Source organism: Micromonospora sp. Llam0 (assembly GCF_003751085.1).
Taxonomy (GTDB): Bacteria; Actinomycetota; Actinomycetes; order Mycobacteriales; family Micromonosporaceae; genus Micromonospora_E.
This window is the reverse complement of record NZ_RJJY01000002.1, coordinates 1,505,590-1,525,836: the sequence shown is the minus strand read 5'-3', so window position 1 is coordinate 1,525,836 and position 20,247 is coordinate 1,505,590. Positions and strand designations below refer to the sequence as shown.

Here is a 20,247-nt window from a genome sequence, read left to right as displayed (position 1 = left end):
CCAGTGCGACAAACAGCTGTCAAACGAGCAGCGCTGCTCGCGGTGGCCGGTGGCCTGGTCGCCTCGGCGGCGACCGTGGTCCTGCCGGCAACCGCCTCCGCGGCTGCCGGGTGCTCTGTGGACTATGCCGTGTCATCCCAGTGGCCCGGCGGATTTGGCGCCAACGTCACCGTCACCAATCTCGGTGACCCGATCGACGGCTGGACGCTCACCTGGTCGTACTCGGCCGGACAACAGGTCACCCAGGCGTGGAACACCTCGCTGACCCAGAGTGGGGCGCAGGTTACCGCGCGCAACGTCAGCTGGAACAGCGCGATCGCGACGAACGGCACCGCCTCGTTCGGGTTCAACGGCTCCTGGAACAACAGCAGCAACCCGACGCCCGGCTCGTTCACCCTCAACGGAACGGTCTGCACCGGAGGTGTGACCGACCCGACCACGGCTCCACCGACGACGGCTCCACCGACCACCGTCCCGCCCACCACGGCTCCGCCGACGACGGCTCCGCCGACGACGGCTCCGCCCACGACGGCTCCGCCCACGACACCGCCGCCGTCGGGGGAGTACACGAATCCGGTGGTGTGGCAGGACTTCGCGGATGTGGAGGTGATCCGGGTCGATGACGTGTACTACATGACGGCGTCGACGATGCATTATTCGCCGGGTGCGCCGATTCTGCGGTCGTACGATCTGGTGAACTGGGAGTTCGCCGGGCATGCGGTGCCGAGGTTGGAGTTCGGGTCGAAGTACGACCTGTCGGGGGCGCAGCGGGGGTATGTGCGGGGGATCTGGGCGTCGACGTTGAACTACCGGCGGAGCAACGGGACGTACTACTGGGCGGGTTGTATCGATTTCAGTCAGACGCACATGTATACGTCGTCGTCGGTGGAGGGGCCGTGGGCGAAGCATGCGACGTTGCCGTGTTACTACGACGCGGGGTTGTTGTTCGACGATGACGACACGCCGTATGTGGCGTACGGCAACGGGACGATCAGTGTGGCGCAGTTGTCGGCGGATGGTCGGTCGCAGGTGCGGGCGCAGCAGGTGTTCCAGACGCCGTCGAGTGTGGGGACCTTGGAGGGTGCGCGGTTCTACAAGCGTAACGGTTCCTATTACATCTGGTTGACGCGGCCGGCGAACGGTCAGTATGTGTTGCGGTCGACGAACGGGCCGTTCGGGCCGTACGAGATGCGGCAGGTGTTGTTGGATCTGCCGGGGCCGATCTCGGGTGGTGGGGTGCCGCATCAGGGTGGTGTGGTGCAGACGCAGAACGGTGACTGGTACTACATGGCGTTCGTGGACGCGTATCCGGGTGGGCGGATGCCGGCGTTGGCGCCGATCACCTGGACGGGTGACGGGTGGCCGCGGTTGCGGACGGTGAACGGCCGGTGGGGGGTGAACTATCCGCGGCCCAACCTGCCGGCGCCGCCTCGGGTGGTGAAGCCGTTGACGGGGGTGGACACGTTCGCGGGGACCGCGCTGGGGCCGCAGTGGGAGTGGAACCACAACCCGGACAACTCGCGGTGGTCGGTGAACGACGGGCTGCGGTTGTCGACCGCGACGGTGACCAATGACCTCTACAGTGCGCGGAACACGCTGACGCATCGGATTCAGGGGCCGACGTCGACGGCGACGGTCGAGTTGGATTATTCGTCGATGCGTGATGGTGACCGGTCGGGGTTGGTGATGTTGCGGCAGTCGTCGGCGTGGGTCGGGGTGCGTCGGGACAGTGGTTCGACTCGGGTGGTGATGACCAACGGGTTGACGATGGACAGTAATTGGAACACGACCGGGACCGGGACTGAGGTGGCGAGTGCGCCGGTGTCGGGTGGTCGGGTCTGGTTGCGGGCGAATGCTGACATTCGGCCGGGTGTGGGGCGGCAGGCGCGGTTTTCGTACAGCACGGACGGGGTGAATTTCACGTCGTTCGGGCCGGCGTTCACGTTGAACAACGAGTGGCAGTTCTTCATGGGTTACCGGTTTGGAATCTTCAATTACGCGACGCAGGCACTCGGCGGCGCCGTCACCGTCCGACGGTTCGAACTCAGTACGCCGTGAGCGTCGGTCGCGACTTCAAGAGAGGAAATGGAATGAGAAGACCCAGTAGGGTACGCGCGATGGTCGCGATCTCCGCGACGATCGTGCTGTCCACCTCAATGGCGGTGGCGGTCGCCACCTCAGCAAATGCGGCGTCGACGTTGGGTGCGGCCGCCGCCGAGAGCGGCCGCTACTTCGGCGCCGCCACCAACTCGTTCATGCTGAACCGGCAACCCCACGCCACCGTCCTCAACCGCGAGTTCAACTCCATCGTGGCCGAGAACGAAATGAAGTGGTACCACACCGAACCCAACCAGAACCAGTTCAACTTCACCGCCGGCGACCAGCTCATCGCCCACGCCCGCGCCCGCGGCATGACCGTCCGCGGCCACACCCTCGTCTGGCACGCCCAACAACCCCAGTGGGCGCAGAACATGTCCGGCACCGCCCTACGCAACGCCATGATCAACCACATCAACCGGGTCGCCGGCCACTGGCGCGGCCAGATCCACTCCTGGGACGTCGTCAACGAGGCATTCGCCGACGGCGGCAGCGGCGGCCGCCGCGACTCCAACCTGCAACGCACCGGCAACGACTGGATCGAGGTCGCCTTCCGCACCGCCCGCGCCGCCGACCCCGGCGCCAAACTCTGCTACAACGACTACAACACCGACGGCATCAACGCCAAGTCGACCGGCATCTACAACATGGTCCGCGACTTCAAGGCCCGCGGCGTACCCATCGACTGCGTCGGCCTGCAGTCCCACCTCGGCACCAGCCTCGACCCCACCTACCAGCAGAACATCCAACGCTTCGCCGACCTCGGCGTCGACGTCCAGATCACCGAACTCGACATCCAGCAGGGCGGAAACCAGGCCAACATGTACGGCCAGGTCACCCGCGCCTGCCTCGCCGTCGCCCGGTGCACCGGCATCACCGTCTGGGGCGTCCTCGACCCCGACTCCTGGCGCACCGGCGCCAACCCGCTGCTGTTCGACGGCAACGGCAACAAGAAACCCGCCTACGACGCCGTACTCAACGCCCTCAACGCTGGCGGTAACCCCCCGCCGCCGACCACCGCACCGCCGCCGGGCACCACCCCGCCGCCGGCGACCACGCCACCACCGTCCGGTGGCGGGTGCTCCGCCACCGTCTCGATGAACTCCTGGAACGGCGGATTCGTGGCCACCGTCCGGGTCACCGCCGGATCGTCGGCGATCAACGGTTGGCGGGTCCGGCTCACCGTACCGTCCGGGGCCACCGTCACCAACGCGTGGAACGCCGACCGCAGCGGCAACACCGGTGCCGTCGACTTCACCAACGTCAGCTACAACGGCCAGGTCGGGGCCGGACAGTCCACCGAGTTCGGCTTCCAGGCCAGCGGAAACGGTTCCATCCCGACGCCCGGCTGCACTGCCAGCTGAGCAGCCAGCCCTGGGCCGGTGCGGAGGCCGTCCTGCCCGCACCGGCCCAGCCGCACCAGTTCCTCCCGGCGGGCTTTCCGGCTAGCCCAATGCGGTTGACCGTCCATCAGATCAGGGGAAGCGCATGAGACAAAAGTGGAGAATCAACGCCGCGGTGGCGTCAGCCGGTGCTGTGCTGCTCGCCTCGGCCGCGGTGGCCGCCGCGACGCCAGCCGCCGCGGCCGCCGGATGCTCGGTGGACTACACGGTGTCGTCGCAGTGGCCGGGTGGGTTCGGCGCCAACGTCGCCATCACCAACCTCGGTGACCCACTCACCAGCTGGACCCTCACCTGGTCCTTCGGGGCCGGCCAGACCGTCACCCAGGCGTGGAACACGACGCTGACCCAGAGCGGTGCCGCGGTGACCGCCAGGAACGTCAGCTACAACGGTGCCATCCCGACCAACGGCACGACGTCGTTCGGCTTCAACGGGTCGTGGAACGGCGGCAATCCCGCTCCCACCAGCTTCGCGTTGAACGGAGTGGCCTGCACCGGCGGTACCGCGCCGACCACCGCACCGCCCACCTCCGCACCGCCACCCACCACCGCGCCGCCGACCACGCCACCTCCGACCGGGCCGGCCGACATCACGGTGAACAGCGCCACCCGACACCAGACGGTCGACGGCTTCGGTGCCGCCACCTGGATCTGGGGCAGCGGCACGTGGTCGACGGCCGAGACCCAGACCATGGTCGGGCTGGGCCCCAACCAGCTGGGCCTTTCGATCATCCGAACCGGGATCTCTCCGGAGTCCGGTGAGTGGCCGGTCCAGGTCAACGCGCTGCGTACGGCGAAGTCGTACGGCTCCGACGTGAAGATCCTCGCGTCACCGTGGACGGCGCCGGCGGCATGGAAGACCAACAACAGCCGGATCAACGGCGGCAAGCTGCGGACCGACTACTACGACGACTACGCCAACCATCTGAACAGCTATGTCCAGTACATGCGCAATCAGGGCGTGACGGTCGACGTCACCTCGGTGCAGAACGAGCCGGACTGGCACCCGAGCTACGACTCGATGGACTGGAGCGGTACCGAACTGCGCAACTTCATCCGCGACCACGGGTGGCGGGTGCAGAACACCGAGCTGATGGTCGCCGAGGCGGTCAACCTGAACTACAGCTACACCGATCCGACCCTCAACGACGCGACCGCCCGCAACAACATCGGCTACATCGGCGGGCACCTGTACGGCACCGAGGCGTCGGGCCGGCTGGGGCCGTACAACCTGGCCAACCAGCACGGCAAGCCGGTGTGGATGACCGAGTGGAACCTCCACGAGGCGGACGGAAGCGGTTCGAACATCTGGGGCAACCCGAGCAACCAGACCGTCTGGAACGAGACGCTCGACGACATCATGCGTACGGTGCACCGGTCGATGGAGGCCAACTGGACCGCCTACATCTGGTGGTACGGCAAGCGGTACTACTCCTTCATCGGCGACGGCGAGTCGGCCTTCGGCACCACGGCGGGAGCGCCGCTCAAGCGCGGGTACGCGTTCTCGCAGTACGCCAAGTACGTTCGCCCCGGCTACCAGCGAATCGCCCTGACCAAGAGCTCCAAGGCGTCACCGCTGGAGGTGACCGCCTACACCGGTGACGGGAAGACCACCCTGGTGATCCTCAACCGGTCGAACAGCGCGGTCAACGGTGCGGTCGTCCAGGCTCCGCGCAACGTCACCCGGGCGGAGCACTACCTCACCTCGCAGTACTCCAACGCGGCCAGCCAGTCGGTGACGGTCAACGGCCAGCAGGTCACCGTCAACGTGGGCGCACGCAGCATCTCCACCGTCGTGCTCACCCACTGAGGCCCTCGGTGCCGGTGCGGGTCCCCGGCCCGCACCGGCACCGGACACGTCGGCCGGTGCCGGTTACTGTCCGATCCCGCCCCGACCTGCCAGTCTGGAGACAGCGAAGGGCAGCGATCGGGCCGGGAGGCGGTCATGGCGGTCAACGACAGTGCGGATCGACCAGGGCCGGCCGACCGGAGCTACCCGTCGTCGGTCTCGCGCGCCACGTTGTTCTGGTACGCGTTCGCGTCGACCCTGCTTGTCGGCTGGTTCCTGTTCGGCTGGCTGGTGCTGCGTCAGGGCTTCGTCGACTCGGTGGGTGAGGCGCTCGGTACCGGATTCGCGCTGCTGCTCACGGTGTCGGTGATCGAGGCGGCCCGCCGGCACCGGCACGACGGCCGGCCCACGGGCTGACGCCCGGTCGGAGCCCGGCCGACCCGGCCGACCCGACCACGGAGGGTCGCCGCGCGGTCAGTCGTGCACCACTGCGGCGGTCACCCGCTGCAGCGCGAAGGTGTGCAGCGTCTCGGTCCGCTCGTCCTCGGCCCGCAGGTAACCCCCGCCGATCGACACCGGACGGACCAGTCGGGAAGCGGCGGCACCGTGCGCGTCCACGTAGCCCACCCAGACCAGCGCCTTGTCCCGTACCGCCTGCTGCAGCACGGCCAGCGCCTGCGAGTGCGCCTGCACCGCCGCCAACCCGTCGACCGCCTGCCCGTTCGCCGCCCGGATCGGGCCGGGGGTGCGCCGTACCGCCCGGGCCGCCGCCTCCCCCCGACGCAGCTGCTCGACCAGACCGCTGATCCGGGGCGCGGTCAGTTTCGGCGCGGCCAGCGGATCGACCGAGCGCAGCGTCACCGGATGCCGCACCGGTGCCCGCCGGGCCCGTGGCCGGCCAGTACGCAGCGCGGCCCCGGTGCCGTCCTCCGGCACCGGGGCGTAGCCGGCCTGCCGCAGCGCCTCCAGCATCCGGCCGGCGGGCACCACGCAGACCAGCACCGTCGGCGCCAGCCGACGCAGTGACAGGGCGGCCAGCCGGCGGTCGGCCAGCACCGTGGCCAGCAACGCCTCGTCGTCGCTGCGCAGATAGCCGCCGGCCGATCCGGCGCGCAACCCGCCATGGGTACGGGCTGAGTCGTCGATCAGGTAGGTGAGGCCCTGCGGCACCGGGGTGCGGGACCGCCGGGCGAACAGCTCATGCAGCTCAGCCGCCTGGTAGCCGGCGTCCAACGCCCGACGCACACTCGCCGGCGTGACCCGGTGCACACTGGCCGCCCCGGTCGACTCCGGCTCGGCGACCAGCTCCAACTCGGCAGCCAGGGCCGGCTCGGGCGGACCGGGCACCACCACGGTCAGGTCGGCCTGCAGCAGAACGTGGTCCACCGGGGACGGCAGCAGGTCGTTCAGCGCGCGTTCCACCGTCGACGCCGCACCTCGGTGCTCCCGTTCGGTGGCCCGTACGCCGAGCGGATCGTCGTCGGCCGCGGTGTCCCGACCGTCCCGGCCCTCCCCGGCGAGCAGCGAGCGGCCGTACCCGGTCAACACGCCCAGCCCGGTGACGCCCAGCTGAGCCGCCTCGTCGAGGACCTCGCGGTGCAGGTCGTCGCGGCCCCGGCTGCGCCGTGGCGCCTGCCAGGCGAGCAGCGTGAGCACTTCGTCGGCGGTCGGCGCGGCCCCCGGCGGCAACCCGGCCAGCACCCCCAGCACGGTACGGCGTACCGTCGGCGCGCCGGCCCGCTCCACGTCGGTCGACAACGCGGTGATCGGCCGGTCCCGGTCGTCCCGTCGGCCGATCAACCCGGCCCGCCGGGTCATCGCCAGCCACGCCCCGGCCAGCCGCTCCCACCGCCGGGCCACCGGTTCGTTGGTCCACTGGTCGTAGCTGCCGGTCGGCAGGATCTGCTGGTCGACGGCGGTGCGGCTGGCCGAGGCGGGCAGTTCGGCGGCACCGAGCAGCCCGGCGGCGTACCCGACCTCGATCAGCAGCCCGGCCAGCGACTCGCTGACCCCACCGGCGCGGGCCAGCCGGCGCAGCTCCCGCACCCCGATCCCGCCGGTACGCAGCAGCGGCGCCGGCTCGGCGGCCAACGCCTCCAGCAGCGCGCCGGCCTGCCGGACCAGCTCCATCGCCTGCCCGGCACCGGTCGAGTCCACCGCCTTCGGATCGCGTTCGGCGGAACCGGCCGCAGGTGGGTCGGGGCGCAGCGCGCCGAGCGGCCCGGTGTCCCGGCGCAGCAGCAGCCCGACCTCGCGGGGCAATTCCACGGCCTGGCTGCCGGCCGTGGCCGGCGCGTCGGTGACCACCGCCAGCAGGCCGGCCTCGACCAGCCAACGCACCGGGCTCACCCCGTCGCCCGGACCGAGGGCGGCCGGGGCAGCGGCGGCCGGGGCCCCGCGGGCCTGAGCGCCGGCGGCCGGGACGGCAGCGGCGGTAGTCACCGTGCCGAGCGGTGGGCCGGCGGCGAGTCGGTCGAGCACCGCCCGGGCCGACGGTGGGGCGCTGAGCAGCGTGCGGCGCAACGCGGCCGGGTCGGCGCACCGCCGCGCCACCCGGTCGTCCAGGTCGGCGGCGGGCCGGCCCAGTCCTGCCGGGTACGGCGAACTCGCCTCGTCCACCCCGCCGGCCACCCGGAACTGCCCGGCCGACCCGTACAGCAGGCAGCGGGCCAGCAGCCGGTCCACCGCCGCGCGGACCTGAGTGGCGGTCGCCCCGCTGCCCGGCGCGGTGGCCATCGCCAGCACCGCGTCCAACTCGACGGCGGCGACGGCGGCGTCGGCCGAACCGGCTGGGTCGACCGTAGCGGCCGAACCGGCCGCGTGGACCGTAGCGGCCGAACCGTCCCGGGCCGACGGCTCCCGGCACAGTCGCGCGGCGTCCAGGATCCGCAGGGTGAACTCGTCCAGGTCGTCGAGGGCACGGGCGGAGGAGACCCGCGACTGGGCCCGGGCGGCCAGCGTGGCGATGTCGGTCGGCGCCGGCACCACCAGATCCGGACGCAGGCGCAGCAGGTCACCCAGCTCCGCGTCGGAGCGGGACCGCAGGTGGTCGGCGAGTGTGTTGGCCATGGTTGTTCCACGCTAGCCCGCCGGACGCCTCAGGTGGCCTCGGCCGTCCGGAGCAGATGCGCCGGCTCGGGAGTCGCTCACATAGGCTCACCCTCCGGCCGCCACCCGACCGGCCACCCGCCGGCCGGATCCACCCGTCGTGGCGGGCGTGACGAGGGAGGGACGTGCGCATGTCGCCGGTGGTCGGATTCGACCTGGACATGACATTGATCGACTCACGGCCGGGGGTCGCCGCCACCTACCGGGCGTTGACCGAGCTCACCGGGGTGCAGGTGGACGCCGAGGTCGCGGTGTCCCGGCTCGGCCCGCCGCTGCGCCACGAGATCAGCCAGTGGTTTCCGGCCGACCAGGTCGATGCCGCGGTCGAGCAGTTCCGGTCGCTCTACCCCCGCTACGCGGTCGGTCCGACGCTGCCGATGCCCGGGGCGGTCGCCGCGCTCGAACTGGTCCGGAAGCGGGGTGGGCGGGTGGTGGTGGTCACCTCGAAGCTCGGCCGGCTGGCTCGCCTGCACCTGGACCACCTGAGGCTGCCGGTGGACGAGGTCGCCGGGGACCTGTTCGCCGAGGGCAAGGCGGCCGCCCTGCGCGAGTACGCCGTACAGCTGTATGTGGGTGACCACACGGCGGACATGGTGGCCGCGCGAACCGCCGGGATACCGGGCCTCGGGGTGGCCTCCGGCCCCTGTTCGGCGGCTGAGCTGCGGTCCACCGGAGCGGCCGCGGTGATCGACGACCTGACCGGATTCCCGGCGGCGGCCGACGCTCTGCTCCGGCTAGCCTGGTGAGGTCAATCCTGCGAGTGAAGTCGAGGTCAGTGGTGCCGACGGGTCGAGTGAAATGGTACGACGCGGGGAAGGGGTACGGATTCGTCACCAGTGACGAGGGTGGCGACGTGTTCCTGCCCAAGGGTGCGTTGCCGGCTGGCGTCACCGACCTCAAGTCCGGGCAACGGGTGGAGTTCGGGGTGGTGGACAGCCGGCGCGGCGCGCAGGCGCTCGGCGTACAGCTGTTGGAGGCCCCGCCGTCCGTCGCCGAGCTGCGTCGGCGACCGCCGGAGGAACTGCACGGACTGGTCGAAGACATGATCAAGGTACTGGAGGCCAAGGTACAGCCGGACCTGCGGCGGGGCCGGTTCCCGGACCGTAAGACGGCGCAGACCGTGGCCCAGCTGGTGCACGCGGTCGCCCGCGAACTGGAGGTCTGACCCGCGGTCGCGGTCCCCGGACCGTAGTGGTCGGCTGTCTACCGCTGCCGTAGCTGGTCATCGGGCGGCGGCGCGAGCAGCCCCGCCGTCGGTGGGGTGAGCCCTTGCGCCGCCGCCCGGTCCAGCAGCGCGGTGACCGCCGCGTACCCGTCGGCGCCGAGGTCGGCGGTGAACTCGTTGACGTACAGCCCGATGTGCCGGTCCACCACGTCCGGCTCCATCTCCTGGGCGTGCGCCAGCACGTAGTCCCGGGAGGCGCCCGGATCGGCCCAGGCCAGTCGGACCGACTCGCGTACCCAGCCGGCCGCCTGCGCCGGATCGACCACGCCCCGCCGGGCCAGGATCGCGCCCAACGGGATCGGCAGGCCGGTGTCCGACTCCCACCACGCCCCGAGGTCGACCAGCGCGGTGAGCCCGTACCGCTGGTAGGTGAACCGTGCCTCGTGGATCACCAGGCCGGCGTCGTACCGGCCGGCGGCGACGCCGGGCATGATCTCGTGGAACGGCACGACCTCGATCCGGGCCGGCGGCCGGCCCGCCGACCAGAGCCGGAACAGCAGGTACGCGGTGGTCCGTTCACCGGGTACGGCGACGGTCGCCCCGGTCAGGTCGCCGGCCGCCCAGCGGCCCTCCCCGGCCGTGCCGTCCGCCGTGCCGCCGGTCAGCAGCAGCGGGCCGCAGCCCCGGCCCAACGCACCCCCGCAGGGCAGCAGATGGTAGTCGGACAGCAGCCAGGGCAACGCGGCGAAACTGACCTTGACCAGGTCGAACTCGCCGCGTTCGGCGGCGGAGTTGGTGACGTCCACGTCGGCGTACCGGACGGTGACCGGTGGGGCGTCCGGCACCAGCCCGTGCACCAGGGCGTGGAAGACGAACGTGTCGTTGGGGCAGGGGGAGAAAGCCAGCCGCAGGGTCACGTCAGCCACGGTAGTCGGCGATGCGGCCGGTCAGCGCGCTGGCCGCCGTGGTCAGCGCGGCCAGCGCCGACGGGATCCGCCAGCCGGCCCGGTCGCGCGGGCCGACCGGGTTGGAGATGGTACGCAGCTCCGCGAAGGGCAGCCCGGCCAGCTCGGCGGCGCAGGCCACCCCGTACCCCTCCATGGCCTCGGCCACCGCGTCGGGGTAACGGCCGGTGAGCGTGCCGGTGGTCGTCGCGGTGCCGGTCACGGTGTTCACCGTCAGCACCGCCCCGGGTACGGCGTCCGGCAGCGCTGCCCGCAGCCAGCTGGTGAGGGCGTCGTCGGTGCCGGCGACCGCGGTGCCGAAGCCGAGCTCGTCGATCGCCAGGAACCCGTCCGGCGACTCGGCGCCGAGGTCGGCCGCGACGCTGCGGGTGGCGACGGCGGTCTGCCCGACGGCGATCCGGTCGGGGAACCCGCCGCCGATCCCGGCGCTGACCACCGCGTCGTACGGGCGTCCGCTGCTCGCCGCGAGTGCCAGCTGCCGGCTGGTCCCGGCGGCGGCGGCCGCCGAGCCGACCCCGACCACCGCGACCTCGACGGCCAGGTCGGCTGCGTCGACCGTCGTGCCGCTGCCCGCTGTCGCGTCGACCGTCGTGCCGTTACCTGCTGCGCTGCCGGCCGTCGTGCCGCCGACCGGGGCGATCCCGCGCCGGAGGGCGACCGCCTCGGCCTCGACCGCTGTCACGATCAGAATCCGCACCTGCCGCACCCTACCCACCGCGCCTTCCTGGACCTACCGGCCGCCGGGCAGGTTCATTGCCCGGTCAACCGTCACCTGCCCGTGGATCAGCGTCTTACCTGCTCGTGGATCAGCGTCCGGCGTCCGGCCCGTCGGGTCGATCGTCCTCGGCCGCGCGGCGCAGCGTCGACGACGGGCGGTAGATGTGAAATCCGGGTGGCGTCGGATCGTCGTCGTCGGCTTGGCCGTCGGCCCGGTCGTCGTCGCGGTGACCGGCGGGTGCGCCGGCGGCCGGGACGCCGACCGGCTCGGCGCCGACCGGCTCGGCGCCGACCGGCTCGGCGCCGACCGGGCCGGTGCCGCCCTGCCCGGCGCCGACCGGTGCCGGCGGTGCCGGCGTCGGCGGGGCGGGTCGCGGACGTGGCCGGATGCGGGCCGGGACGATCGACCGGCGGGCGCGTGGCGGGACAACCGTGCCGGGTCCGGCCGTACCGGGGTCGGCGTCGCCTGATCCGGCGGTGCTCGGTTCGGGCGTTTCCGGGACGTCGTCGGCTGCGTCGACCGGTCGGCCGTTGAGCCGGTCCTTGCGCTGCCGGCCGGCGACGATCATCGCGCGGGCGGCGGCGAGTACGCCGAAGCCGGCCGCCGCGACGAGACCGACCCGGCCGTCCACCGGGATCAGCCCGAACGCGCCACCGGCGACGAACGACAGCATCAGAATGGTCTCGGAGTGGGCGAAGGCGCTGGCCCGCAGCCGTTCCGGCAGCCGCTCCTGGATGGTGGCGTCCACCGCGAGCTTCGCGATGCCGCTGATGATCGCGGTGACGAAACAGAACAGCGCCACCATCAGCAGCGAGAACTGCAGGGTGGCGAGGACGCCCACGCCGGCCACGATCACCAGCCCGCTGGACTGCAGGGCGAGCGGACGGTGGATCCGCATCCGGCTGCCGATCGCGGTGGCCGCGAAGCTGCCGGCGGCCAACGCCGCTCCGACCAGCCCGAGCGCGCCCTCGTCGCCGAGCTGCTGGCCGAACACCACCGTGGACAGATCGCCCGCCTTGATCGCGAAGGCGAGGAAGAGCAGCAGGAAGCCGTAGAGGCAGCGCAACGTGCCGCTGCCGACCAGGGTGGCGATCACCAGCCGGCTTCCGGTGAGAATCCGCTGCCGGTCGGTGCCGCGCCGCAGCCCGAACACCCGGAACGCGCGCGGCACCCGCTCGGCGGGCTCGGAGTCGGCTCGCGGCGGCAGCCGCAGCGCGATGACCATGCCGACCAGGAAGATCACCGACGCGACCCGCAGCGGCCACTGCGGCCCGAACCAGAACGCCGCCAGCCCCAGCGGTGCGACCAGTGCTCCGGCGATCGTGCCGTAGACGCTGGCCCGGGCCCCGGCCTGGGACAGCCCCAGCCCGGCCGGCAACAGCCGGGGCACGGCGGCGGAGCGGCCGACGCCGTACGCCCGAGACAGGGCGAGCACCCCGAACGCCGCCGGATACAGCCCGAACCCGTTCAAGTGGTCGGCGATCAGCCAGGCCAGGAAGGCCCGGCCGAGCATGGTGGTGGCCAGCGCGTACCGCCGGCCGTGCCGGAAGTGGTCGAGTACCGGGCCGACCACCGGGGCCAGCAGCGCGAACGGGACCATCGTCACCAGCAGGTAGAGCGCCACGCTGCTGCGGGCCTCGCCGAGCGGCGCGCTGAAGAAGATGGTCCCGGCGAGCCCGATCGTGATCAGGGTGTCCCCGGCGCAGGAGGCGGCGTGCAGGTCGAACAGGCGGGACATGCCCGGTTCGCCGCCCGCCCCGCGCTGGCGTACCTGCAGAACCTTGTGTCCGGCCCAGCGACCGCTGTGCGCCGTGCCGCGCAGTACCGCGCGGGTGCCGCGGAAGGCGGTCCCGGCCGTGTGCCCGAGCGAGCGAAACAGCCCCATGCGCCCATCCTCACCTATCCGCAGCCGTCCCGTCTCGGGCTGTGCCGGTTTTCGCGGTCGGGAGTGCGGGTCGGCGGGGGAGTGCTGGGCAACGACGAGTCGCTGTCGTCGGGGGAGTGCCTGTCGGCGGTGCCGGCCGGTAGGCAACAATGGGACGGTGACCAGGAGCACCGCTCGTGCCGCCCGCCTCGACTCGGTCTGCGCCAAAGCCGTCGACGTGGCGTACGCCGCGCTGACCGACGCGGTGGATCCCGCCGAGGTCGGCGAGCACCTGCAGGCGGTCGCCGAAGGCGACCGGCTGGTGACCCACCTTTTCGACTGCCATCTTGCCGGTTACCAGGGCTGGCGGTGGGCGGTCACCGTGACGCGGGTGTCCCGTAGCCGACAGGTGACCGTCTGTGAGGCGGTGCTGCTGCCCGGCCCGGACGCCTTGCTGGCTCCGGGCTGGCTGCCCTGGCACGACCGGCTGCAGCCCGGTGACCTGGGCGTCGGTGACCTGCTGCCGACGTCGTTCGACGATGACCGGCTCGCGCCGGGTTACCTGCAGTCGGACGATCCGGCCGTGGAGGAGGTCTCCTGGGAGCTCGGGCTCGGCCGGAGCCGGGTGATGTCCCGCGAGGGCCGCGCCGACACCGCGCAGCGCTGGTACGACGGCGAGCACGGCCCGCAGGCGCCGATCTCGGTCGCCGCGCCGGACACGGCCCGCTGCGGCACCTGCGGGTTCTACCTGGTGCTGGCTGGGGCGCTCCGGCAGGCGTTCGGGGTGTGCGGCAACGTCTACGCACCGGACGACGGCCGGGTGGTGAGCGTGGACCACGGCTGCGGCGCGCACTCGGAGACGCTGACCGGGCCGGCGGTAACCCCGGTGGACGAGCTGCCCACGGTCTACGACGACGGCGAGGTCGAGACGGTCACGGTGCGTTCGGGCCCGGCTGGCGACTGACCTGGTCGGCGTGGCGCCGTCGCCGGTTGGCGTCGTGCCGCAGCATCACCGCGAGCCCCGGCAGCCCGAGCAGGAAACCGGCCAGGCAGGTCCAGAGCCAGTCGGTACGCCCGGTGTCGGCCAGCCAGTCCCGGGCGAGCAGGCAGACCAGCCCGGCGACGGCCCAGGCGATCATCCCGCCGACGGCGAACGGCACCATCGGTGGGTCCAGCGGCGCCGGTCGGGGTGCCCTCGGCAGCCGCACCGGGCCGGTCGGGGCGTCCGGCGGGGTCATCGGCGGCGAGTCGGGCACCCTACCAGCGTACGTCCCGGTTGATCGAGGCCGCCGCGACGGGCCGGTCGACCCGGATGGTGGGCGGCCGGAACGGCGATGTCGCGGGACGTAACCGGATGGACCTCCATCGGTAACAGCTGATCTGAGACGATGCGCGCAACCCAGTCAACCTGATGATCAGCTGTGAGGACCCATGGCGACAGTGCCGGCGGAGACGACCGGGCCGACTCCGGACCGCAGCCCACGTAACGCGTTCGACCGGTTCTTCGAGATCACCGCCCGCGGCTCCACCCCCGGCCGGGAGGTACGCGGCGGCCTGGCCACCTTCTTCACGATGGCGTACATCGTGGTGCTCAACCCGTTGATCCTGGGCAGCGCGGTCGACGGCGAGGGCGCCGCGCTGGCGATCCCCGCGATCGCCGCCGCGACCGCCCTGATCGCCGGGTTGATGACGCTGCTGATGGGGGTGGTCGCCCGGTTCCCGCTGGCGCTGGCCGCCGGTCTCGGGGTGAACGCCCTCGTCGCCTTCGAGATCGCACCGCAGATGACCTGGGCCGACGCGATGGGCCTGGTGGTCATCGAGGGCGTGATCATCCTGGTTCTGGTGCTGACCGGGCTGCGTACCGCCGTCTTCCGGGCCGTGCCCACCCAGCTGAAGACCGCCATCGGGGTCGGCATCGGGCTGTTCCTCGCGTTGATCGGCTTCGTCAACGCCGGGTTCGTCACCGGCGGCACCGCGTCGCCGCCGCTCGGCCTGGGCGTCAACGGCATGATCGCCACCTGGCCGGCGTTCGTCTTCGTGCTCGGCCTGCTGCTCACCCTGGTGCTGGTGGTCCGCAAGGTACGCGGCGCGATCCTGATCGGCATCCTCGGCTCCACGGTGCTGGCCATCGTCGTCGAGGCGATCGGCGGGTTCGGGCCGGCCGGCGGCCCGGACGGCCGACCTGGCGGCTGGGCGTTGACCGTGCCGAGCCTGCCCGACCAGGTATTCGGTATGCCGGATCTGTCGCTGCTCGGCAACTTTTCCGTGCTGGGCGCGTGGGACTCGGCGACCTGGCTGATCGCCCTGATGTTCGTCTTCACCCTGCTGCTGACCGACTTCTTCGACACGATGGGCACCATGGTCGCGGTCGGCCAGGAGGGCGGCCTGCTCGACGCCGAGGGGATGCCGCCGAGGACCAAGGAGATCCTGGTCGTCGACTCGATCGCGGCGGCGGCGGGCGGCATGGCGAGTACGTCGAGCAACACCTCGTACATCGAAAGCGCCGCCGGGGTGGCGGAGGGCGCCCGGACCGGAGCGGCCAACCTGGTCACCGGCGGGTTGTTCCTACTGGCCGTCTTCCTGTCCCCGCTGGTCGAGGTGGTGCCGTTCGAGGCGGCGTCGACCGCGCTGGTGGTAGTCGGTTTCCTGATGCTGACCGCGGTGCGCACCATCGACTGGACCGACTACGAGATCGCCATCCCGGCGTTTCTCACCATCGTGCTGATGCCGTTCACCTACTCGATCTCCAACGGGATCGGCGCGGGGGTGATCACCTTCGTGCTGATCAAGCTGGTGAAGGGCCGCGCGGCGCAGGTGCATCCGCTGCTGTACGGGGTGGCGGTGCTGTTCACCCTCTACTTCCTGCGGCACCCGCTGGAGTTGCTGATCGGCTGAGCCGGCCGCCTCGTCGCTTCGTCTGCCGGCACCGGCGGTACCCTGGTGCCGCCGGTGACGGTGGTCATAACGGCTGGTCGATCGGGGTGTTCGTTAGTTAGGCTAACGAACGTGACGGAGTGGGCGGTGATGGGAGAGCAGCAGGTCGCGGCCGCGCAACTGGCGACGTCCCTGCGCGATGCCATCACCCGACTCAACCGGCGGGTCCGACGGGCCCGGCCGGTCGGCGATCTGACGGTCACCCAGCTGTCCGCGCTCACCAGCCTGGAGCTGGCCGGTGCGATGACGCCGCGGGAGCTGGCCGACATCGAGCGGGTCCAACCGCCGACGATGACCAGGATCGTCGCCAAGCTCGAGGAGCGCGGACTGGTGCAACGCACCCCGCACCCGACCGACGGCCGGCAGGTGATCCTGTCGGCAACCGAGTCGGGCCGGGCGGTGATCGCCGGGTTCGAACGGGTACGTGACGAGTGGCTCGCCACCCGGCTCGCCGCGCTGAGCCCTGCCGAACGGGACACGTTACGGCAGGCGGCGGAGATCCTGCAGCAGGTCGCCCGCGGCTGACGCGACAGTCGCCACCGGGTCCGCTTCGTCCCATGTGGATGACGCGTACGATCCGAGGAGGCGCACCCCGAGTGCGGGCGACACTGAACACCACCTTCCAGTCCCTACAGGTCCGTAACTACCGGATCTTCGCCACCGGGCAGCTGATCAAGCTGATCGGTGTGTGGATGATGTTCATCGCGCAGGACTGGCTCGTCCTGCAGCTGTCGGACGACTCCGCCACCGCACTCGGAGTGGTCGTCGCCCTCCAGTTCACCCCGGTGCTGCTGTTCACCCTGATCTTCGGTCGGCTCGCTGACCGCTACGACAAGCGGCTGCTGCTGTTCGTCGCCAACGCCATCTGGTGCGTGCTCGCCCTGGTGATGAGCGTGCTGGTGCTGACCGGCGTGGTGGCGCTCTGGCACGTCTTCGTCTTCGCCGGTCTGCTCGGTGTCGGCAACGCCCTGGAGACCCCGGTCCGGCAGGCGTTCGTCTCCGAACTGGTCGGCACCCCGCTGCTGCCCAACGCCCTCGCGCTGTCCTCGGCGACGTTCAACACCGCCCGGATCGTCGGCCCGGCCGTGGCCGGACTGGCCATCGCGGCGTTCGACGTCGGGCCGGTCTTCCTGATCAGCGCGCTCGCGTCGACGGCCCCGCTGGTCGGACTGGTCCGGATGCGCTCCGGCGAACTGCACCGGGTCGGCCTGCCGGTCGGAGCGCAGCGGGACGCCGCCAAGGTGGTCGACGGATTGCGCTACGTCGCCCGCCGCCCCGACCTGATGCTGCCGATGGCCCTGATGGCCGTGCTCGGCCTGCTGCTGTTCAACTTCCAGCTGACCCTCGCCGCGTTGGCCAAGACGGTGTTCGAGACCGGCGCGGCGTCGTTCGGGCTGTTCACCACGGCGCTCGCGGTCGGCGCGCTGGCCGGTGCCCTCGCTGCCAGCGGCCGGCGCGACCGGCCGTCGGTCTACGTCGTGCTGGGCAGCGCGTTGACCTTCGCCGGCCTCGGCACCCTGGTCGGGCTGGCCCCGACGTACTGGCTGGTGGTGCTCCTGCTGCTGCCGACCGGATTCTTCATGGTCTACTTCGCGCAGGCCTCCAACCAGCGGGTGCAGCTCGGCGTCGACCCGGCCTTCCGGGGGCGGGTGATGTCGCTGTGGGTGCTGGTCTTCCTGGGTACCAACCCGGTCGGCGCACCGATCATCGGTTGGGTCGCCGAGCGCTTCGGAGCCGGGGCCAGCATCTGGCTGGGCGGCCTGCTGTCCTTCCTGACCGCCGCCGCCGCGCTGGCCTGGCAGTTGCGGCGCACCGGCGGCCGGCTGCGGCTGAGGTGGGCGCCGATGCCCCGGCTCTACGTACTGCCCGCCCAACCCGCGCCGGCCCACGCCGGTGCCGCCCGGGCCTGACCCGAAGTCGTGGTTGACCAGGTCTGTGGTTTCGCAGTCACCAGGCCCAGGCTTCCGGGGCCGGCCCGCCACGCCCGACCGGCGGGAAGAGCTCGTCCAGCCGGGCCAGGGCGCTGTCGTCGAGAACGACATCGAACGCCCGGAGTGAACTGTCCAACTGGGCGACGGTCCGCGGACCGATGATCGGCGCGGCCACCCCGGGCCGGGAGAGCAACCAGGCCAGCGCGATGTCCGTCGGGTCGTGTCCCAGCTCGGCGCAGAACTCCTCGTACGCCTCAATGGTGCTCCGATGCTCGGTCAACGCGGCAACGGAACGGCCACTGGCCGACCGGGCGCTCTCGCCGGTGGCCTCCTTACGGATGGCACCACTGAGCAGCCCACCGTGCAGCGGGGACCAGGGGATGATGCCGAGCCCATGGTGCTGGGCGGCCGGAATCACCTCGAGCTCGACGTACCGGGTCAACAGGTTGTAGATGCACTGCTCGGCGACGAGGCCCAGGAAGTTGCGCTGGGCGGCGGCCTGCTGCGCGGCGCCGATGTGCCAGCCGGCGAAGTTCGACGAGCCGACGTAGAGCACCTTGCCCTGGGCGACCAGGGTCTCCATCGCCTGCCAGATCTCCTCCCACGGGGTCTGCCGGGAGACGTGGTGCATCTGGTAGAGGTCGATCCAGTCGGTCTGCAGCCGGCGCAGCGAGTCCTCGCATGCGCGGACGATGTGCCGGGCGGACAGGCCCTGCTCGTTGGGCCAGTCGCCCATCTTGCCGTACACCTTGGTGGCCAGCACGACCTTGTCCCGCCGGCCACCACCCTGGGCGTACCAGCGACCGATGATTTCTTCGGTGGCGCCTGCGCCGAGGTGCCAGCCGTAGACGTTCGCGGTGTCGTGGAGGTTGATCCCGTGTTCCAGGGCCCGGTCCATGATCGCGAAGCTGTCGGGTTCGTCGGTCTGCGGTCCGAAGTTCATTGTGCCGAGACACAACCGGCTCACGGACAGGCCGGTGCGGCCGAGGTTGGTGTACTCCATCGCTCTAACATGTCACGCGGCCGCCGACCAGCAGGCCCTGGCCGACCCGCCCGACGGGTCAGGAACTCGCGCGGTCGGCCGGGCCGCTGCCGAACAGGACGTCGTCCCAGCTCGGCAGCCGCTTTCGGGGCTTACCGGAACTGTCGGCCGGGGTCTCGGTGGCACCGGACGTGGCGCGCCCGGGCCGCAGCACCGCCAGGGACGGCACCGCTGGGACCTCCTTGGGTGCGTCGGCGTCGTCATCGAAGGCGGAACCCGCGCCACCGCCGAGCAGGGCGGCGGCACCACCGGCCACCGGTCGCTGCCGGGGCGTCTCGGCGTTGGCGGCCGGCTCCAGGCCGCGACCGGCCGCCGAACCGAGCGGTCGGTCCAGCGAAGCGAGCAGCGCGTCCCGCCCGGCCCGGATCGGGTCCCGGCTGGGTCGTGGCTGGTCACCCGGGGCAGCCGGGAGGCCGTGCCCGCCGCCCCGGCCCGGCTCGGCACGCGACGGACCGGGCAGCGCGTGCCCGCCCCGCTCCGGCGCCGGCTCCTGACCGAGGATCTGGGTGGGCCGCTCGGTGCAGAGGTACTGCGCCATGTCGTCGTGCGGCGAGATCACCTGGCGGCTCTTGTCGAGCTCCCAGATGGCCTGGGCGGTGGCCTTGCCGGACGGCCAGGTGGCGATGATCCGCCAGGTGCCGTCGTCGCGCCGGTACGCGTCCCAGGAGATCTTCTCCGCGTCGATGCCGTGCTGGGCCAGCCGGCCGTCGACGACCTCGGCGAGCGGGGCACCCTTGTCGGAGTTCTTCAGCCTGGTACGCCGGGCGTGCTGGGCGAGCATGGCCCGCTCCTGCAGCACCGGTCCGGCGTAGCGCAGCACCCGGTCGACCGGCACGCCGGCGATGCGGGCGACGTCGTCGGCCGACTCGCCGGACCGGATCCGGGCCTGGATGTCCCGGGGGGACAGCGACGGCTGCGGATCGCCGGGCTGGCTGGCCACGGTCAGCGTGGTCGAGCTGTCCGGGTCGGCCTGCACGGCGGTGGAGACACGGTCGTCGATCGGCAGGGCGAGCAGTCGGCCGACCTCGTCAGCGAGGACCAAGGCCTGACCGTCCTCGGAGAGGGCGACGAAGCGTACCGGGCGCATCGCGTTGCCTCCGTCCCGCTGAGCTGCCCCACGCCGCAAGGTCGACCCGCCCGCGACGTCCTCCGCACACGGTACGCCGATATGCCACCCGATGGGAGTAGGCCACGCCGGGCATGTCGAGTGAGCTGCCCCGATCCGCCCGGCTGG

General features: G+C 71.7%; 17 protein-coding genes. 10 read left to right on the top strand and 7 right to left on the bottom strand.

The window, feature by feature from the left end; translation table 11 throughout:
* The first annotated feature begins 3 nt into the window (after nt 1-3).
* The 4 genes from EDC02_RS34395 (at nt 4) to EDC02_RS34380 (ending at nt 5,703) form a co-directional block, all read left to right on the top strand.
* Nucleotides 4-2,058, top strand: a complete 2,055-nt coding sequence (locus EDC02_RS34395; protein ID WP_123606326.1) for a family 43 glycosylhydrolase — start codon at nt 4-6, stop codon at nt 2,056-2,058.
* A gap of 32 nt (nt 2,059-2,090) precedes the next feature.
* On the top strand, nt 2,091-3,461 hold the full coding sequence (locus tag EDC02_RS34390) for an endo-1,4-beta-xylanase (RefSeq protein ID WP_123606325.1): 1,371 nt from the start codon (nt 2,091-2,093) through the stop codon (nt 3,459-3,461).
* Nucleotides 3,462-3,585: 124 nt separating this feature from the next.
* The gene (locus EDC02_RS34385) at nt 3,586-5,307 is read left to right on the top strand and encodes a cellulose binding domain-containing protein (RefSeq protein ID WP_123606324.1); all 1,722 of its coding nucleotides are present in this window, start codon (nt 3,586-3,588) and stop codon (nt 5,305-5,307) included.
* A 135-nt stretch (nt 5,308-5,442) separates the two neighbouring features.
* A complete protein-coding gene (locus tag EDC02_RS34380; protein ID WP_123606323.1) occupies nt 5,443-5,703 on the top strand; it encodes a hypothetical protein in 261 nt (86 codons plus the stop codon).
* Between the two features lie 57 nt (nt 5,704-5,760).
* On the opposite strand, the gene EDC02_RS34375 is transcribed toward EDC02_RS34380, so the two are convergent.
* Complete coding sequence (locus tag EDC02_RS34375) at nt 5,761-8,355, bottom strand: helicase-associated domain-containing protein (protein ID WP_123606322.1); 2,595 nt, start codon at nt 8,353-8,355, stop codon at nt 5,761-5,763.
* 170 nt (nt 8,356-8,525) lie between these two features.
* Here EDC02_RS34375 and EDC02_RS34370 point away from each other — a divergent pair, with 170 nt between their 5' ends.
* Both EDC02_RS34370 and EDC02_RS34365 read left to right on the top strand, forming a co-directional pair.
* Entirely contained in the window at nt 8,526-9,140 is a 615-nt protein-coding gene (locus EDC02_RS34370) for an HAD family hydrolase (RefSeq protein WP_123606321.1), read from the top strand.
* Between the two features lie 32 nt (nt 9,141-9,172).
* Entirely contained in the window at nt 9,173-9,559 is a 387-nt protein-coding gene (locus EDC02_RS34365) for a cold-shock protein (protein ID WP_123607376.1), read from the top strand.
* Between the two features lie 38 nt (nt 9,560-9,597).
* Here the strand turns inward: EDC02_RS34365 and EDC02_RS34360 are convergent, their stop codons facing one another.
* From EDC02_RS34360 to EDC02_RS34350, 3 genes are all read right to left on the bottom strand, one after another.
* Nucleotides 9,598-10,476, bottom strand: coding sequence for a 1,4-dihydroxy-6-naphthoate synthase (locus EDC02_RS34360; RefSeq protein WP_123607375.1), 879 nt, complete (start codon nt 10,474-10,476; stop codon nt 9,598-9,600).
* A gap of 1 nt (nt 10,477) precedes the next feature.
* Complete coding sequence (locus EDC02_RS34355) at nt 10,478-11,221, bottom strand: futalosine hydrolase (RefSeq protein ID WP_233606588.1); 744 nt, start codon at nt 11,219-11,221, stop codon at nt 10,478-10,480.
* Nucleotides 11,222-11,330: 109 nt separating this feature from the next.
* Nucleotides 11,331-13,127, bottom strand: a complete 1,797-nt coding sequence (locus EDC02_RS34350) for an MFS transporter (RefSeq protein WP_123606319.1) — start codon at nt 13,125-13,127, stop codon at nt 11,331-11,333.
* Between the two features lie 157 nt (nt 13,128-13,284).
* Between EDC02_RS34350 and EDC02_RS34345 the strand changes: the two genes are divergently transcribed.
* Complete coding sequence (locus tag EDC02_RS34345; RefSeq protein WP_233606587.1) at nt 13,285-14,070, top strand: DUF3027 domain-containing protein; 786 nt, start codon at nt 13,285-13,287, stop codon at nt 14,068-14,070.
* Here EDC02_RS34345 and EDC02_RS34340 read toward each other — a convergent pair.
* Nucleotides 14,039-14,344, bottom strand: coding sequence for a DUF2530 domain-containing protein (locus EDC02_RS34340; RefSeq protein WP_199758111.1), 306 nt, complete (start codon nt 14,342-14,344; stop codon nt 14,039-14,041). The genes EDC02_RS34345 and EDC02_RS34340 overlap by 32 nt on opposite strands.
* Nucleotides 14,345-14,537: 193 nt before the next feature.
* Here EDC02_RS34340 and EDC02_RS34335 point away from each other — a divergent pair, with 193 nt between their 5' ends.
* The 3 genes from EDC02_RS34335 (at nt 14,538) to EDC02_RS34325 (ending at nt 17,950) form a co-directional block, all read left to right on the top strand.
* The gene (locus tag EDC02_RS34335) at nt 14,538-16,001 is read left to right on the top strand and encodes an NCS2 family permease (protein ID WP_123606317.1); all 1,464 of its coding nucleotides are present in this window, start codon (nt 14,538-14,540) and stop codon (nt 15,999-16,001) included.
* 129 nt (nt 16,002-16,130) lie between these two features.
* Entirely contained in the window at nt 16,131-16,565 is a 435-nt protein-coding gene (locus EDC02_RS34330; RefSeq protein WP_123607373.1) for a MarR family transcriptional regulator, read from the top strand.
* Nucleotides 16,566-16,636: 71 nt separating this feature from the next.
* Entirely contained in the window at nt 16,637-17,950 is a 1,314-nt protein-coding gene (locus tag EDC02_RS34325) for an MFS transporter (protein ID WP_123606316.1), read from the top strand.
* 37 nt (nt 17,951-17,987) lie between these two features.
* Here EDC02_RS34325 and EDC02_RS34320 read toward each other — a convergent pair whose 3' ends face one another.
* Nucleotides 17,988-18,974: an aldo/keto reductase gene (locus tag EDC02_RS34320; RefSeq protein ID WP_123606315.1), complete on the bottom strand. Its 987-nt coding sequence runs from the start codon at nt 18,972-18,974 to the stop codon at nt 17,988-17,990.
* A 58-nt stretch (nt 18,975-19,032) separates the two neighbouring features.
* The gene (gene sepH / locus EDC02_RS34315; protein ID WP_123606314.1) at nt 19,033-20,100 is read right to left on the bottom strand and encodes a septation protein SepH; all 1,068 of its coding nucleotides are present in this window, start codon (nt 20,098-20,100) and stop codon (nt 19,033-19,035) included.
* Between the last annotated feature and the right edge of the window lie 147 nt (nt 20,101-20,247).

What these genes read in the sequence shown, in the direction of transcription:
- EDC02_RS34385 (WP_123606324.1), top strand. Translation starts at nt 3,586, where the DNA reads ATGAGACAAAAGTGGAGAATCAACGCCGCGGTGGCGTCAGCCGGTGCT.
- EDC02_RS34375 (WP_123606322.1), bottom strand. Translation starts at nt 8,355, where the DNA reads ATGGCCAACACACTCGCCGACCACCTGCGGTCCCGCTCCGACGCGGAG.
- EDC02_RS34340 (WP_199758111.1), bottom strand. Translation starts at nt 14,344, where the DNA reads ATGACCCCGCCGGACGCCCCGACCGGCCCGGTGCGGCTGCCGAGGGCA.
- EDC02_RS34390 (WP_123606325.1), top strand. Translation starts at nt 2,091, where the DNA reads ATGAGAAGACCCAGTAGGGTACGCGCGATGGTCGCGATCTCCGCGACG.
- sepH (WP_123606314.1), bottom strand. Translation starts at nt 20,100, where the DNA reads ATGCGCCCGGTACGCTTCGTCGCCCTCTCCGAGGACGGTCAGGCCTTG.
- EDC02_RS34350 (WP_123606319.1), bottom strand. Translation starts at nt 13,127, where the DNA reads ATGGGGCTGTTTCGCTCGCTCGGGCACACGGCCGGGACCGCCTTCCGC.
- EDC02_RS34330 (WP_123607373.1), top strand. Translation starts at nt 16,131, where the DNA reads ATGGGAGAGCAGCAGGTCGCGGCCGCGCAACTGGCGACGTCCCTGCGC.
- EDC02_RS34370 (WP_123606321.1), top strand. Translation starts at nt 8,526, where the DNA reads ATGTCGCCGGTGGTCGGATTCGACCTGGACATGACATTGATCGACTCA.
- EDC02_RS34380 (WP_123606323.1), top strand. Translation starts at nt 5,443, where the DNA reads ATGGCGGTCAACGACAGTGCGGATCGACCAGGGCCGGCCGACCGGAGC.
- EDC02_RS34335 (WP_123606317.1), top strand. Translation starts at nt 14,538, where the DNA reads ATGGCGACAGTGCCGGCGGAGACGACCGGGCCGACTCCGGACCGCAGC.
- EDC02_RS34320 (WP_123606315.1), bottom strand. Translation starts at nt 18,974, where the DNA reads ATGGAGTACACCAACCTCGGCCGCACCGGCCTGTCCGTGAGCCGGTTG.